Source organism: Sphingomonas sp. 3-13AW, assembly GCF_049311085.1.
In the GTDB taxonomy this organism is placed as follows: Bacteria; Pseudomonadota; Alphaproteobacteria; order Sphingomonadales; family Sphingomonadaceae; genus Sphingomonas.
Window position 1 is genome coordinate 1 of sequence record NZ_JASNVZ010000019.1, and the last position, 15,766, is coordinate 15,766.

General features: G+C 63.5%; 9 protein-coding genes. 4 read left to right on the top strand and 5 right to left on the bottom strand.

Annotation, left to right across the window (positions count from 1 at the left end):
- Positions 1-1,127 precede the first annotated feature (1,127 nt).
- Complete coding sequence (locus QP045_RS16285) at positions 1,128-2,144, top strand: ABC transporter substrate-binding protein (RefSeq protein ID WP_422516052.1); 1,017 nt, start codon at positions 1,128-1,130, stop codon at positions 2,142-2,144.
- Here QP045_RS16285 and QP045_RS16290 read toward each other — a convergent pair.
- Positions 2,113-4,821 (bottom strand): TonB-dependent receptor domain-containing protein, encoded by a 2,709-nt coding sequence (locus QP045_RS16290; RefSeq protein ID WP_422516053.1) that lies wholly within the window; start codon positions 4,819-4,821, stop codon positions 2,113-2,115. The two genes, QP045_RS16285 and QP045_RS16290, sit on opposite strands and share 32 nt — an antisense overlap.
- A 384-nt stretch (positions 4,822-5,205) precedes the next feature.
- Here QP045_RS16290 and QP045_RS16295 point away from each other — a divergent pair, with 384 nt between their 5' ends.
- Positions 5,206-5,676 (top strand): YkgJ family cysteine cluster protein, encoded by a 471-nt coding sequence (locus QP045_RS16295; protein WP_422516054.1) that lies wholly within the window; start codon positions 5,206-5,208, stop codon positions 5,674-5,676.
- Positions 5,677-5,715: 39 nt separating this feature from the next.
- Here the strand turns inward: QP045_RS16295 and QP045_RS16300 are convergent, their stop codons facing one another.
- On the bottom strand, positions 5,716-8,610 hold the full coding sequence (locus tag QP045_RS16300; protein WP_422516055.1) for a TonB-dependent receptor domain-containing protein: 2,895 nt from the start codon (positions 8,608-8,610) through the stop codon (positions 5,716-5,718).
- Positions 8,611-8,895: 285 nt separating this feature from the next.
- On the opposite strand from QP045_RS16300, the gene QP045_RS16305 reads away from it, so the two are divergent.
- Positions 8,896-9,885 carry an ABC transporter substrate-binding protein gene (locus tag QP045_RS16305; RefSeq protein WP_422516056.1) on the top strand — a complete coding sequence of 330 codons (990 nt, stop codon included), beginning with the start codon at positions 8,896-8,898 and terminating at the stop codon, positions 9,883-9,885.
- Between the two features lie 203 nt (positions 9,886-10,088).
- Positions 10,089-12,992: a TonB-dependent receptor plug domain-containing protein gene (locus QP045_RS16310; RefSeq protein ID WP_422516057.1), complete on the top strand. Its 2,904-nt coding sequence runs from the start codon at positions 10,089-10,091 to the stop codon at positions 12,990-12,992.
- Between the two features lie 44 nt (positions 12,993-13,036).
- Here QP045_RS16310 and QP045_RS16315 read toward each other — a convergent pair whose 3' ends face one another.
- From QP045_RS16315 to QP045_RS16325, 3 genes are read right to left on the bottom strand one after another with little or no spacing between them, the layout of a single operon-like run.
- Complete coding sequence (locus QP045_RS16315; RefSeq protein WP_422516058.1) at positions 13,037-13,483, bottom strand: hypothetical protein; 447 nt, start codon at positions 13,481-13,483, stop codon at positions 13,037-13,039.
- On the bottom strand, positions 13,480-14,292 hold the full coding sequence (locus QP045_RS16320) for an amidohydrolase family protein (protein WP_422516059.1): 813 nt from the start codon (positions 14,290-14,292) through the stop codon (positions 13,480-13,482). Before QP045_RS16320 ends, QP045_RS16315 begins: the two co-directional genes overlap by 4 nt.
- Positions 14,285-15,634, bottom strand: coding sequence for an MFS transporter (locus QP045_RS16325; protein WP_422516060.1), 1,350 nt, complete (start codon positions 15,632-15,634; stop codon positions 14,285-14,287). The genes QP045_RS16320 and QP045_RS16325 overlap by 8 nt, the downstream gene beginning before the upstream one ends.
- Between the last annotated feature and the right edge of the window lie 132 nt (positions 15,635-15,766).

Here is a 15,766-nt window from a genome sequence, read left to right on the forward strand (position 1 = left end):
ATCCCAGCCTGCCAGCAGTGCGCCAGGCCATCCTTGACCGCCTGTTCCGCTCACCGCCGCACCACTGCCCTCACTGTGGATGCAGCCTCAACAGACCTCCCCACGCTCTTCTGCCAAAGTAGTGCTAGCAGGTCTGATCTGAGGGCACGGGCTGCGTGAAGCGCTCGGGGTTCCGATGTAGTTGGCGCACATACTATTCGACAAAGACCAGTTCACACCGCGCGGGCTGAACGGCTGACGCCGGGAGGCTCAGGCGACGTGCACCGGTGCAACGAAATTTATCTCTGAAAGCCCGATGTACTAGAGAGAAAACGCTCCCTCCCTCGGTTCCGCCACTGCGCTATTGCAGGTGAGGGCACATGCGATACCTTTAGGACTTCTTCCGCAAGCTCCTTCACCATTAACCTTTCGGTTAAGTAGCGGCATAAGCCCGATAGCCGCGCGCCGCACCGCTTGCTCTTCGTCAGGTGCCGCGGCCACCGGAGCACATCGGGAAGTGTTGGCGCGCCAGCGACGTCAGGTTGCGCGACACCGAAGACATTGGTTCAGTCAGCACGGGCGGACAAGCCGCCGGGAGGTGCTAGCCTAATATGTAAATTCAGCGAGCTACAGTGAGGAAAGCCGCTTGCCTCAAGTAGGCCACCACAAGCATCCGCTAGTCCCCGGCGAAAGCCGCGCCGGCCCGGATATCGCCAGGAATGCATTGTGAAGGGAGATTTGCTCCCGCCCGAGAATGTAGTTGAAGCCATATGCTCGCCGCGGCTGTCCGCCAGCGCCAGCGATCTCTTGACGGAATCGTGGGGCGCAGTGTTATTGGCATCATCGCGCACAAAATGCGGTTAGTGTCTTCGCCAGAGCTGGAATAAGAAGATGTGGCAGTGACTTCCTCCGGAAATGTGCGGCCACGTCGCGTGCATGAAACGTTCGGAAGGTGGCCTCGTTCGCTTTGCATGCTCGCCAGGCCCCGGGCTCGGGCGGGACTTCTCTTGTAAGCGACCTCGGCTGCTCAGAGTGACTCGGTTGATCTGTCACAGAGTTGAATGCCGTTGCGTATTGGCAATCATTTAGCCTAGCATCATTACGGAGAGGGTGATCACCGCCCGAGGTGAGGCCAAGGGGTTATGATCGTGAGCCGTCGAACTGTCGTGACATCCGGCTTGGTCGTCGCAGCGGCTGCCTGTGCTCCACATGTCTCGCGAAATGGTGCCGGGCCAATGACGGTGGAGGCGGCGCTTCGCGTTGCTGCGCGGCCCGACGTGATCGAAGTTGGACCGATCCTTCACGCTGCGGCACAATTGGGCCTAGAGCGAGTTCTTGCGGCCGGCGGCGGGATCCCCAACCTGTTCGCCGGCCGCGTGATCGGTGCCATGGACGGTTTTCCAGGTTTAGCGGACGCGGCCGGGCAGGCGGAAACGCAGTTGCTCAGGCTCTCGGTGACGAACCCGGACCTTCGCATCGTCATGACGGTAGTTGAAGGCGTGTACCGGATCGTCGCGCGGCGATCCGCCGGCGTCGCCCGGGTGGCGGATCTGGCCGGCAAGCGCGTCGGGGTGTTCGAGCGGACCTCCGCCGCCTTCTTCCTTCATCGCATGCTCGGGCAGGTGGGCCTCGCCGACAGCGACATCGTGCGCGTCTCGCTCCGCCCTTCGGAAATGGCAGCGTCACTCGTAGATCGCCAAGTCGATGCGATCGCGATCTGGGAGCCTGAAAGCGAGCGTGCGGGTCAGGCGCTCGGGACGGATGCGGCAATTTTTTCGGATCCGAACCTCTATCGCGAGTTCTATAATCTCAACACGACGACCGTTGTGCTTGCCGACCCGTACCGCCGCGCCGCGCTGGTCGATTTCGTGCGGGCCCTGGCATCGTCGTGCCGAACGAGCGTCGAGACGCCCGCGGCGGTCTGGCCTCTGGTCGCCGCGAGCAGTGGGTTCGAGCCTGCTCTGGTCGAGGCCTCCTGGCGTCATCATCGGTTTCCCGCCACGCTTGGTCCAGCGCTGCTCGACACGATGGTGGTGGAGGAGCGCTGGCTTGCCGCGCAGGATGGGCGGACGCCCCGTCGACGAGGCGAGCTTGCTCGCCTGATCGACCGGTCGATCCTGGCAGAGGCGGGGATCAGTAATTCGCCCGCACTCCGACGGTCATGAACCGCCCGATGCGGTCATAGAAGACCGAGGAGGCGTAGCTTGGCGCCGTGATCGCATTCGGCGTAAGCGGCGGCGCCCTGTTGAACAGATTGTCGACAGTCCCAAAGATCTGGAAGTTGGGTGTCACGCGGTACGAGGCATTGATGTCGACATAGGTGCGGGAGGGCACCCGATTTTTGTCGATATCCACGCCCTCGACGAAGCTTGTGTTGAGGATGCCACCGTCGACGTAGCGGACCTGCGCGCCGAACGATGCGTTCTCGCCACGATAGGTGCTCGAAAGGATGCCGCGCCATTTCGGGATCCCGCCCGCCGGCCCCGGGGTACCGGTGTTTCCGGTTTGCCCCGCGTAGTCGATGGTGACGCCGTTCAGCGTGGTGGACAGCTCGGCCGCGTAGTTGGCGAGGGTGCGCAGATCAATCCGTCCGCTGCCCACGGGGATGCCGTAGCTGACTTCCACGTCGATACCGCTGCTCTGGGCGCCGGCAGCGTTGATGAGGGTGGCTTGCACTTCGGTGATGACGTCGCCGGTGAAAACGATAGCCGGACACAGGTCGGTCTGCTGCCGGACCAGGCAGCCGTCGACGATCTGCTGGCCCGTGAGCGAGGCGATCGCGTTCCTGATGTCGATGGAATAATAATCCACCGCCAATCGCAGGCTTGGCAGCCAGGATGGAGTGTAGACGACGCCGCCCGTCAGGGAGTCGGCCCACTCAGGCGTCAGATCAGGGTTGCCCCCGGTCAACTGGCGCGTGTTGAGGGCGACATTGGTGATCGGGTTGGTGATGTTGTTGAAGAACTGGCTCTGGCCGGAGAACAGTTCGTTGATGTTGGCGGCTCGGATGTCGCGCGACAAGGTGCCGCGCAGCCGCAGGTCCGCAAACGGGCTGTAGTTGACACCTGCTTTCCAGGTGGTGACGCTGCCGCTCGTCGAATAATCGGTGATGCGCACCGCGCCGTTCAGGTCGAGCGCGTCACCGAGACGGGAGTCCTTGAGCAGCGGCACAACGACCTCCGCAAAGGCCTCCTTGACGTTCAGCTTCCCACGTACGGGCTGCGGATTGACCGTCTTGAACCGCCGCAACTGAGAGATTGGATCGCTGTCGGCGCGGACACTCTCGCGGCGATACTCGCCGCCGAAGGCCAGCGATACGGGGCCTGCCCAGGTATCGAACAGGCTTCCATCCATACTCAGCGCATAGACGTCCTGTTGCTGTCGGGAACGAAGCATGGCTGTTCCCTTGTAGTAGTCGAGCGCCGCTTGGCTGATCGATCCGGCGCCGAATGGGTTGACCGGAACGCAGGAGCGGATGTCGCCATACGGATCCTGGGCCGCCGTGGGATTGAGATTGGCGAGCAGGGCCCGGCAGATCGGCTGGCCATTCGCGGGATTTACGACGCTGTCGATCCCGAGCAGGAAGCGGACGTCGTTGCGGTTGTTGCCGTCTTCTCGGTAATATTCATTGCGGCTCAGCTGGACGAAGGCGTTCCACTTCCAGTTTGCGCCGAGCTTGCCGTCGATGCCGAAACCATACCGCTGGATTGTGTTCTCGATCGCGTTGAAGAAGGCGCCGTCCTCGCCCGCCACGCGACCGATGCTGAACGAAGCGAGGTTGTTGGTGACGAGGATATTACGGATTTCGGCCGGCAGGAATGCATTGTCCCGGCGGATCACCAAATTGCCATTGTCGGTCGCCGTCGTGCCGTCCGAGAAGATGTCGGCACGCGAATAGAGGGCGTCTGCGTGGATGCTGATCGTCTCGCCGATGTCGTAGGTGACGCGGCCGTAGCTGGAAACGCGTTCGAGGACGGGCAGGATGTTCGAATTGGCCGACAGTGATGCGCCATCGCCGCCCGTCATGTACGTACTGCCAACGTTGGTGCCGCGGACGAACGGCAGCACCGTGCCGCCGGGGCCGAACTGGATGTTCCGGAGCGCTGGAACGCTATTGAGCGCGGTGACGCCCCCGAACGTCATCTGGGAGAAGCGAGCGTTCGGCGAGGTCAACTGGCGAGGCGCGCCCGGTGTGCCAGGGTAGGCCGGGTTGGTAAGGATCGCATAGTCAGCCCGCGCCCAGGAACGCGACGACTGCGCCAACTGGCCCCCGTTACGGAAGTAATCGGCGGACGCGACGACGTGGAGCCGCCCATCCGCAAAGCCGTGGCCGGCGGTTATGGACGCGCTCGGCGACGCAATGTCACCGTAGGTCGAAATGCCATATTGTGCGTCGGCTTTCACCCCTTCGAACCGATGGTTCAGCACAATGTTGACCACGCCCGAAACGGCGTCAGACCCGTAGGCAGCAGAAGCGCCGCCGGTGACGATGTCGAGGCGACTGATCAACCCAACAGGGATTACGTTGATATCGACACCGCCCGACGGATCAGTCGCCGCGAAGCGGCGGCCGTCGAGCAGCAGCAAGGTTCGGTTCGGACCCAGGCCCCGGAGGTCGAGGTTGCTGGCGCCGACCGGCTGGTTCGACTGCCCCGAATTCTGGTTCGCCTTTAGCGCAGGAACGTCCGCCAGCAGATCCGCGATGTTGCGGACGCCTTTGTCCTGCAGTTCAACCTCGCTGATAGTCGTGACGGGGGTGGGAGCGGTGAACCCGGAAATCCGCGTCCCAGTGACGGTGATGTCGGCATTGTCGGGTGCGTCTATGACTGCAGTATCTTGCACGACGGGGAGAGCTTCGGCGCCCGTGTCCTGAGCCCAAGCCGCCGACGTCAGAGATAGCATGCCAGTAGCGACGCTTAAGACCATTGGACCAAAAGCGAGCGCGTGCGCTTGCGACCGACCTAATTTCCTCATTGCCCCCTCCTATGTCGTCGGTCGTGGCATGCACGCCGACGTTCTAATTCAAACGAGATACGTTTCGTTCGTCAAAAGCAAATGCTATATGTTATTTTCACGCTATCTAATGCCGTTTGGGTAGCAGAGGCGAACTGTTCGGCTATTGGTCACTTCCCGTCCCTTGGTGGCAAAACGCGAGAATACTCCGGGCGCTTTGCAGCTCTTCCTGGCACCTGGGAAATGAATGCACTCATTTGCAGGATATCAGGAATGGAGACGTCGCAGAACCAGAACGCCATACCTTGTGGCGGGTGTACGGAGTGCTGCAAGACGGACCAGGTCATCTTGCGGCCAGAGGCGGGTGACGACCTTTCCAGCTACGCAGTCGAGTATATCGTCAGTGCGCTGTATCCAGGCCGACGGGTCCCTGCGTTGAAGCGCGATCCGGCGACCGGCGCTTGCGTGTACCTCACCCAGTGCGGCTGCGCGATCCACGGGCGTGCGCCGTGGACGTGCCGGCGGTTTCACTGCGCGCGAATGTTCAAGGCGCTAGGCCGGCTGCCGCGATCCAAGCGCGACGTGCTCTGGGCCCGCGGGGATGTGCTGGAAACGGCTATCGTGGAGCGCGGGCGGGATCGGCTCCAGCTGGCCCAGTCGATGGGACTGGACCATTTGCTAGACACCGATCAGCAGGTGGCGGCGTTCGAAAAGATCGTGGCCGCAACCCCGAAGCGGAAGTGACCGGCCGGCACGCGGAACCGCTGCCGACCGGTCGGGCGGTCACAGCCGCAAGCGCCCCCCGACCACGAAGAAGGTGCCGCGCCGGTCAAAGAAGGTGCCGTTCGCCACCGTCGGCTGGGTGATCCCGTTAGGGGTGATCGGAGGGTTCACGTTGAACAGGTTCTCGACACGGCCATAGATCTCGACCTGCTTCGTCATGCGATAGGAGGCGGAGACATCGACATAGCTGCGACCCGAAACATTGTTGTCGGCCAGGTCCAGCGTGGTGGTGTTGAAGCGGGTATCGAACTTGCCGCCGTCAATGTAGCGATAGCCGAGTCCAAACTTGAAATCGTCGATCGCATAATCGACATCCAGGTTGATGCGCCATTCGGGCACGCCAGCCGGCGGCGGCGAAATACCGGCCAGCCCGACGTAATCGTTGGTGACGCCATTGGATGTGGTCGACAGTTCTGCGACATAGTTTCCCAGTCCGCGCAACCGTACGTCGCCGCCCAGCAGGGGGAGCCGGTATAGCAGTTCCACGTCGACCCCGCTTGTCTTGAGCGAGTCCGCGTTGAACGGGATCACGTTCACCTGGGTCAGGATGTTGGTTACCGGATCGCGGATCACGCCCGTGCAGAATTCGGTGCGACCGGCCTCGCAGAAGTCGACGATGCCCTGCGGGGCGATGGTGGAAATCGCCTGGTTGATCTTGATCGAATAATAATCCACCGAGGCGCGGAAACCTGGCAGCCACGACGGCTGGTAGATGACGCCGGCGGTAAGGGTATCGGCCTTTTCGGGCTTCAGCAGCGGGTTGCCGCTGGTGATCTGCACGGTCTGGCGCGAGACGTTGGTACGCGGGTCGATGATGGCATTGATCACCTGGTTGCCGCGCGAGAAGAGCTCGTAATTGTTCGGCGCACGGATGTCGCGCGACGCGGTGCCGCGGAACCGCAGGTCTTCGAACGGCGCGTAGTTGACGCCGACCTTCCACGTCACGACCCCACCGCTGGTGGAATAGTCCGTATAGCGAACCGCGCTGTTGAGATCGAGGTTCTCGGCGAAGCGGCTGCCGCGCGCCAGCGGCACCACGACCTCCGCATAGGCTTCCTTGACGTTGTATTCGCCGGTGAAGGGCTGGGCATTCACCGACCGCCATCGCCGGAGTTCCGAGTCCGCATCCGACGTCTGGATCGTCTGTTCGCGGCGATATTCCGCTCCGACCGCCACTTTCACGTCGCCGGCCCAGGTGCTGAACGGAGCGCCCGACAGATTGGCCGCGAACACGTCCTGCTGCTGCGTGGAATGCAGGTAGGACGAGCCGCCGTAGTAGTCGACGGCGCGGTCGCTGATCGCACCGGCACCGAAGGGGTTGATCGGCTGGCAGTCGCGGATGTCGCGATAGGGATCCTGCGCGGCGGTGGGGCTCGGATTGTTGAGCAGCGCCCGGCAGATCGCCTGGCCGGTGGCCGGGTTGATCACGGAATCGAGGCCGAGCGTCCATCGTGCGTTGATGCGGTTGTTATCGCTTCGCTGCTGATAGCTGTTGCGCCCGATTTGGCCGGAGACGTCCCACGTCCAGTTGCCGGAGCGGCCCTCTACCCCGAACGTGACCCGGCGCGTCTTGGTCGAACTGTCGAAGATCGAGAAGCCGTCTTCGTAGTTCATGCGTCCCATGGAGACGCTCGTCAGCCCCGCCGCACCCATCGCGGTGCGAAGCGGGGTGGCGAGAAAGGCATTGTCGCTGCGGATCGTAATGCCGCCATTGTCGGGGTTTGGCGTCAGATCGGACAGCGTGTCGACCTCGGAGTAGAGCGCGTCGACGAAGACGCTGATGTCCGGCGTGACGTCGAAACGGAGGCTGCCATACCCCGTGTAGCGCTGGATTTCGGGCATGATGTTGCCCTCATCCTCCACCGTGGCGCCGTCTCCGCCGGTCATGAAGGTACCGCCGACGTTGGTACCGTAGGCGAAGGACACGGGATTGCCGTTGCGATCGAACTGGACGCCGGTGCCGCCGACGAAGCCGAGCCGCTGACCAAGCGCAAGCCCCGTCGCCCGCGTCAGCACGCCGCCCGCCGTCATCTGGGTGAAGCGGGAGTTGTCTGCGATGATGAGCCGCGGCAGCCCGTTGGTGGGCGTGTAGGCAGGGTTGGTCAGCAGTGCGGTTTCGTCATTGCCCCAGGGGCGGCTGCCCTGCTCCGTTTGACCATCATTGTGGAGATAGTCGCCGGCAACGGTGACGTGCAGTCGGTCTTCGATCAGGCTGGTACCCCAGGCGGCGCTGACAGATGGGCGATGATGATCGTTGTATGTTGTCTGGCCGTAGGACGCGTCGAGCTTGAACCCCTTGAACTTCTTGTCGAGGACGAAGTTCACCACGCCGGCGACCGCGTCCGAGCCGTAGGCTGCGGATGCGCCGCCCGTTACGATCTCGATGCTGCTGATCAGCGCGGTAGGCACGATGTTCGTATCGATTGTGCCGGCCGGATCTGTTGGGGCGAGACGGCGGCCATCGAGCAGCACCAGGGTGCGCTGGGTACCCAGGCCGCGAAGGTCGGCATTCGAGCCGCCTACCGGCTCGCTCGACTTTCCGATGTTCTGATTGATACGCAGCTGCGGCACATCGTCTAGCAACTCGGCGACTGTTGTCACCGCCTTGGTTTCGAGCTCCTCGGCGCCTAGCATCGTCACCGGCGTCGGCGCGGTGAAGCCGCTGATACGGGTGCCGGTCACGACGATCCCCGGCTGCGATTGTGCGGCGTCCTCGCCCACGACCTCTTCCGCCACCGCTCCGTCCTGCTGGGCCTCGGTGTCGGCCGCAGGCAAGGCTTGGGCATGGGCGGCTGGCATCAGCAGCATCGGCGCGCCGGCAAGCAGCGCGAACAACGTCGTTGCGGGAAACGGGGTGAGCGAGACGCGGGTGCGGAGCGAAAACGCCGCCTGCACAGGCCAAAGGCTTCGCAGGGCGGATTCCACCCCTAACTCGTATTTCGCCATCATCCCCTCCGAGTAGTTTTATTCTTTTTTGGCGAGTGAACTGTGTTCGTCTGTGCTCCACAGTCCAATTCTTTGTCCATCAATATTCGATACTGGAATGCTATCGAACAGCGGTCGCCCATCACTAAAAAATCGCACTGGCGATAGTAGAAGCGTATCACCTAAGCTGATACCTTGTGCCCACGCAGCGCAGCATGGTGACGAGCGGCGGGAAGGGGCGAGAGCATGAGGAGTGTGGAGGGGCTGAACCTCGGAGCGGGGATGGTGTTTGCGCTGCTGATGGCCGGCTGTGCTCCTAAGTCCGACGTACCTCCCGTCCGCAACGTGCCTCCGCCGCTCTCCATCTATGGCAGCACTGCGACGATCGAGATCGCGCCCGTGCTCGTTGCTGCCGGTAACCGCGGGGTTGCGGAGGTGACCGTTCGTAATGGCGGCATTGCCGATTTAGTGGGGGCCGCGGGCGCGGACCTGGCGACCCACGCGGAGACGCAGGCACTGCGGTACTCCGTCGACCACCCTGATATCCGGATCATCCTGACGGTCACCGAAGGCCGGTATCGGATTGTCGCTCGACGCTCAGCCGGGATCCGCGCGCTCGGTGATCTGAAGGGCAAGCGTATTGCCACCCTGACGAGTACTTCGGCGGGTTACTTTCTGGCCAAGATGCTTGGGACCGCCGGGCTCTGCCTCGGCGATGTGGTGCCGGTCCGGGTCTCGCCGCTTGAAGAAATGCCGGCGGCGCTTGCCAGGGGTGATGTTGATGCGGTGGCGGTCTGGGAGCCACACGCCGGAACTGCCGCGCTGGCACTAGGACCCGACAGCGTCGAGTTTCCGGGCGACGGCGTCTATCGTGAGCGGTTTAACCTGAACACCCGAGCCGCCAGTCTCTCCGATCCCGTGAAGCGAAAGGCAATCGTTCGCTTCGTGCGCGAGATCGTCGATGTTTCTGCGGCGATAGGCCACGACGCTGCCGAAGCGCGGGCGCTTGCGGCGGAGAGCGCGGGCTTCTCTCCGGCGGCCGTGGCGCGTGCTTGGCCCACACTGGCGTTTCCAGCCGCGTTGCCCGCCGATTTGCCCGATGTCTTGTCTGAGGAAGAGCATTGGCTGGCGGGGCAGGAGGGGCGGGCGCCGCGTTCCCGTGCTGAACTGAACAGCCTCATCGACCCGAGCGTACTCGCAGAGGCGCTGGCACTTGAGCCTCCCATAAGTGCAGTCCGCCACTAGCAAACGTCGTTTGTGAGAGTCACATTACGGCTTGTAAGCCAAGCTTATGTGTCATAAGCAAGTGCCGTTCGTTAATCCGTAATAATGCGTCCACCGAAAGCGTACCGCCGACCTCGCATGGGAGGCGGCGCTTGCCCGGTTGCTCGCGAGACCGGTGGGAGAGCGGCGCAAACGTCGCCTCCGGCAATCGAGGGGAGGATGACATGGCAGGATCTGCAAACCGCCGTTCCGCGACGTGGCTGCGCCGCATGCTGGTGACGAGCGCATTGACGACCGGGACCTTCATGGGGGTGGCGGCACTCGCCCAGGAAGCGGTCTCGCAGGATGTGGTCGCCGAAGATGCCGTGGCGCAAGAGCCACAACCTGCGCCGGGCAACGAGATCGTCGTCACCGCCTCCCGCACCGCGACGAACGGGTTGCAGGCGCCTACGCCAACGCAGGTCATCGGCGGCGAAACCATCGAGAGACAGGCCGCCACCACCGTGATGGAGGTGCTCAACCAGAACCCTGCGTTCAAGGCAACGCGGTCTCCGGGTGCCAACGCCACCAACACGTCCAGCCCTGCACAGGCAACCGCCGACCTCCGCGCCCTGGGCGGACAGCGCACGCTGGTGCTGGTCAACCAGTCGCGCGTGGTCCCCTTCGCGCCTGCCAGCAACCTGGGCGTGCCGACCACGACCGACCTCAACCTGTTCCCCACGATCATGATCGAACGGGTGGACGTAGTGACCGGCGGTGCCTCCGCCCTGTACGGCTCGGACGCCGTGTCCGGCGTGGTCAACATCATCATGAAGAAGCGGTTCGAGGGCGTCGAAGTCACCGGCCAGGCCGGGATTTCGCAGCGCGCCGACTATGCGACCCAGCGGCTGGGCATGATCGCCGGTACCAGCTTCAACGACGACCGCGGACACCTGGTGATCAGCGGCGACTATTCCAACAACGACGGCATGGACGACATCTACACGCGCGACTGGGGTCGCGACGAGTGGATGATCGTCAGCAACGCACAGCGCACCGTGCCCGGTGCCCCGGGCTTCGGGCAGCCGGCCTTCATCATCTCTCCAAATGTTCACAACAGCCTAGGCGCGGGCGGCGTCATCACCAGCAACATCCCGGGGCTGGCGAACATGACCTTCAACCCCGACGGCTCCATTCGCCCGTTCCAGCGGGGCAGCATCTCGGGCGGGCAGGTGATGGTCGGCGGCGAGGGCGAGTCCATCATCAAGGGTGTCGCGCAGGTGCCCGATGTCAGCCGCCTGACGCTGTACGGCAGCATCTACTACGACTTCTCGGACTCGGTTACCGGGTATATCGAGGGTGGTTTCTCGCGCTCACGCGGGTTCCTGGACGGCATCGCGATCCGGCTGGCCAATCAGGCGATCGCCCGGGACAACGCCTTCATTCCCGCGCAGGTGCGATCGCTGCTGCCGGCGACCACGCAAACGTTCAACATCAGCCGCATCGCCTATGACATGGGCAAGAACTACTATGACATCGTCAATGAGACGCCGCACGGAACGGCGGGGCTGGAAGGCAAGCTCGGCGGATCGTGGAAGTGGGACGCGCATGTTTCCTATGGCGTGAATAACTATTCCGCGGTCACTCTCGACAACCCGGTTTCTGCAAATCTGGCCTTTGCGATCGACGCGGTGCGCGACCCCGCAACCGGAAACATCGTCTGCCGCGGGGTGCTGTCGGGTAACCCGGCTGCCGCCGGATGCCAGCCGCTGAACCTGTTCGGGGAGGGCAATGTCAGCGCGGCGGCGCGCGACTATGTCCTGGGGCGGGGCGAATCCAAGGTGAAGTATGACCAGGTGACGGCTGCGGCGAACCTCGTCGGCGAGCCCTTCTCGACCTGGGCCGGACCGGTTTCGGTCGCTGTGGGCGGCGAATATCGCCGCGAGACCGAGAAGCTCACGGCCGACGCGATCGGGGCGGCAAACGGCTTCCTCACCGCCGGCAACGCCGTGCCCTACGATGGCGAATTCAAGGTCAAGGAGGGCTATGTCGAAGTGACTGTGCCGCTGGCAAAGGACGCCACCGCGCTCCACAGCCTCAACCTGAACGGCGCCTACCGGTACGCAGACTACAGCACCGTCGGCGGGCAGAGCGCCTGGAAGATCGGCGGTACCTGGGAGCCGGTCGAAGGGCTCAACGTGCGCGTCGCGCGCTCGCATGACATCCGCGCACCTGCGATCAACGAGCTCTATAGCCCAGGCAGCAACGTTCGCAATGCGGTGACGCTGGTGGTCGACGGCCTGACCAAGAACGCCAACATTCCGCAGAACACCAGCATGGGCAATCCCGAGGTCGGCCCGGAATTCGCGGACACGCTCACGGCCGGCTTGGCCTATCGCGGCACCGGAGCGCTGCGCGGATTCGGTTTCTCCGCCGATTACTACAAGATCAAGATCAAGGACGCGATCACCAACCTTTCGACGGTCAACATCGCCAATCTGTGCAGCGCTGGCGACACCTATTTCTGCGGCCTGTTCAGCTATGGCCCGGATGTTTCGACGCCGGACCCCAACGATCGCATCCATACCGGCCTGACTGCGGGTTCGCTGAACGTTGGTGCGTTTGAGCAGGAAGGCGTCGACATGACGCTGTCCTATGGGACATCGGTCGGGTTCCTGGGCGATGGCGGGCGCTACAGTCTTACCGGGAGCGGAACCTACATCTTCCACGCCTTTGTCGATTCAGGGACCGGCGCGCCGCCGGTCGACCGCGCGGGCGAGAACGGCTGGACCAATCTCGGCTCGATCCCGCGGTTCCGGGGCAACCTGTCGCAGACGATCGGCAACAAGGGCTGGGAACTCACCCTGCAGACGATCTTCATCAGCAAGGGTGTTCAGGACGTCACCTACAACACGCTGCCGACCAACACGATCAACGACAACCGTGTGCCGGCAGTCGCCTACCTGAACCTGTTCGGGAAAATCTTTGCTGGAGAGAACCGAAAGCTCGAATGGTTCTGGGCGATCAACAACCTGCTCGACAAGGATCCGCCGCCGACGCCCTACTCGATCCTGAACTTTCCGACTAACGGGCAGTATTATGACAAGGTCGGCCGCAACTTCATGATCGGAGCGCGTGCCCGCTTCTGACGGGGGTCACGGGGTGTTCGGAACGGGCGCCCCCGTCAGCTTGCCTAACTGAAGTTCAGCTGTGCGCCGCCCTTGAACAGGTTAACGAGTTCGCGCCGCGTGCACAGCCAGCGCTGTTCGCCGTCGTCCCAGCGGAAGCTTTCGGTCGCGCGGCTGATGCGGGTTGGCGGCTCGCTGGGGCGCGGTGCGGCACCGTCGGCGCCCCACAGCAGCATGTACCAGGTCGCGGTCGCGCCACCTTCGCCGTCGAACTCCGCGCGAAAGTTGCTGAATGCGTGCACGGCGACGCGTTCGCCACGTGCCTCCCGCCAGCCATAGAACCCCTGAATCGCCTCGCGCCCTTCCAGGTGCAGCTTGCCGGAGTGATAGACACCTTCGGGAGCGTAATAGCTGCCGGCATGGCGGCCCCAATTCACATCCACATCGTGCCAGAAATCGGTGAGCCCCATCTCGAGCTCGGCGGTGGCGATGGCACGCTCGGTCCGGTTCATTGGCTTCCTTCATCGAAATAGAGTGCGAGTGCGGTGCGGTCGATCGTGGCGCGGTCCTGCGCATCGGGGACCAGCACGCGGTAGAGATCGAGCGTGTCGGGATAGGTCGTGCCAGCTTCGTGGTTCACGAACGGAGCGTCGCTGCCCCAGAGCAGCCGTTCCGGACCGGCCGTGAGCAGGCGCGCTGCGACCTCGGCAACGACTTCGAAGGGCAGCCGGAACCCAGCCGACAGCTTCACCCAGGTGCGGCCGGTATCGATGGCGCGCAGGAGCGCTTCGGTCCCCACGGCGCGCTTGGCGCCCTCGCGGGAGGGGACGCCGAAATGATCAACCACCACCGTGACGCCTGCGTCCAGAAGCTTGGGCAGCAGGATCGGCAATTGTGTGCTGCCAGCCAGCAGCTCGATATGCATGCCGCAGTCGGTCAGGCGGCGCAGGAAGCCACGCCAGGGTTCCGCGCCAAGATCCGGCAGTGCTGCCATCCGGCGCCAGGTGAGGCGTACGCCCGCTACCCCGAGGTCTCGCATGTCACGTAGCGCGGCCCGATTGGTGTCCAGCGGCGCCAAGACGGTGGCGCGTAGTCGGGAATGCGCCGCCAGCGCGGCGAGCGTATAGGCATCGCCGTCGTCGAATAGGCTGACGGCGGCGATCACGCCGCGTTCGATTCCTGCGCCGTCGAGGTCCGCGAGCCACGCCTCCACCGGATACTCGTAGTCGGGCCGGGAATGTGCCTCCCGTGCGAAGGGCATCGCGCGCGTGAAGACATGCGCATGGGTATCGACTGCCGGCGGGGCCGGCGCTTCAGCCATGGCTGGCACGGACCACCTGCGGCGCGCCCTTGAGGCTCATCAGCCAGAAGGTGAGAATGCCGGCGGAGGCGAGTGGCACGCCCAGCATTGTGAAAATCCCGATCGGTCCGAAGCCGCCTGTGAGCACGAAGGCGCCAAAGTACGGCGCACCGACCGAGGCGACGCGCGCAGCGCCATAGGTCCAGCCGATTCCCGTGGCTCGGCTGCGAGGCGGATATAGCGCAGCGGCGAGCGCGGGAATGCTCGCTTGGCCGCCGTGCTGGCACATCGCCATTGCGAACACCGCCGCGTACATTGCTGCGCTCGGCGCGGTTAGCCCGATCATCACCGATCCCAGGGCTGCGAGGAGGAAGGTGCCGGTCATCACCCGCTTGAAACCCAGCCGGTCGATGAAGAAGCCGATGCTGAGCATGCCGATGAACCCGGCCACGGTGTTCGCACCGTTGATCAGCGCGACCTGCTTCCACGGAAGCCCCACGACATCCTTGAAGATCGTCGTCTTCCAGACGCCCGCCGTGATGAAGATAAAGCTTGATATCGCAATGCCCCACATCAGGAAGGTCCTGAGTCGGCGGCCAGGTCCGAACACGTCAGAGAGCATCGTCGCGGTTGCGGTGCGCTCGGCCCTGGGTGGAGGCGAAAGCGTGATCGGAACCGAGTCGTGCGGCTGCATTCGCTCAACCAGGGCAGGGATGGCCGGGTCTTGAGGGTTGCGTGCCACCATCGCGCGCAGCGATTCAGGCAAGAAGAAATAGATTGCCGGCAGCATGAGGGCCGGCAAGACGACCGCAATCCAGAAGGCCCCGCGCCAGCCGAAAGGCTCCAGGACTAAGCCCTGCATCAGCGCGCCGAGCAAAGCGCCGATCATCGTGCCGCTGACGGTGATCGTGCTCATGGTCGAGCGTAGCCGGCGAGGGGCGGTTTCCGAGGTGAGGGTGACCAGGATCGGGATCATCGCCGTGCCGCAGAAGCCCGCGAAGAAACGGCAGATCGTGAAGGGCAGCAGTGCGTCCGTCATGATGATCGCAAGGGCGCTCAGCATCATGCCCGTATAGCAGAACAACAGCAGCCTTGGCCGACCGATCCGGTCCGCCAAGGGCGGGATCACGAAGCCGCCGAGCAACATGCCAACCTGCTGCGCTACCATCGCGCCGGTGATCGCCGTACGCGCGACCCCGAAGTCCTCGGCCAATTCGGGAAGCACCCAGCCGACCACGTAAAGCTCATAGCCGTCGATCGCCGTCAAAGCGGTGCACAGGATCAGAATGCCTAGGTGAAAGCGGCTGAACTTCAGCCCGTCGAGGAAGCTGTCGACGTCTGTATTCTGGGTTGCGGTGGCCATCTTCGCATTCTCCCCTGCTCGACGTCGGATGCAGCCTCATGGAAGCCGGGTCGCGCCGCGCTTGCTTTTGACGGACAGCGTTCGCTATAAGCAAACAAATGGCAAGGGGTATTGTGTCAGTGTAGCTGAGAA

Bases quoted from the DNA above. Each gene is read 5' to 3' on its own strand.
- QP045_RS16325 (WP_422516060.1), bottom strand. From the start codon at position 15,634: ATGGCCACCGCAACCCAGAATACAGACGTCGACAGCTTCCTCGACGGG.
- QP045_RS16295 (WP_422516054.1), top strand. From the start codon at position 5,206: ATGGAGACGTCGCAGAACCAGAACGCCATACCTTGTGGCGGGTGTACG.
- QP045_RS16310 (WP_422516057.1), top strand. From the start codon at position 10,089: ATGGCAGGATCTGCAAACCGCCGTTCCGCGACGTGGCTGCGCCGCATG.
- QP045_RS16320 (WP_422516059.1), bottom strand. From the start codon at position 14,292: ATGGCTGAAGCGCCGGCCCCGCCGGCAGTCGATACCCATGCGCATGTC.
- QP045_RS16315 (WP_422516058.1), bottom strand. From the start codon at position 13,483: ATGAACCGGACCGAGCGTGCCATCGCCACCGCCGAGCTCGAGATGGGG.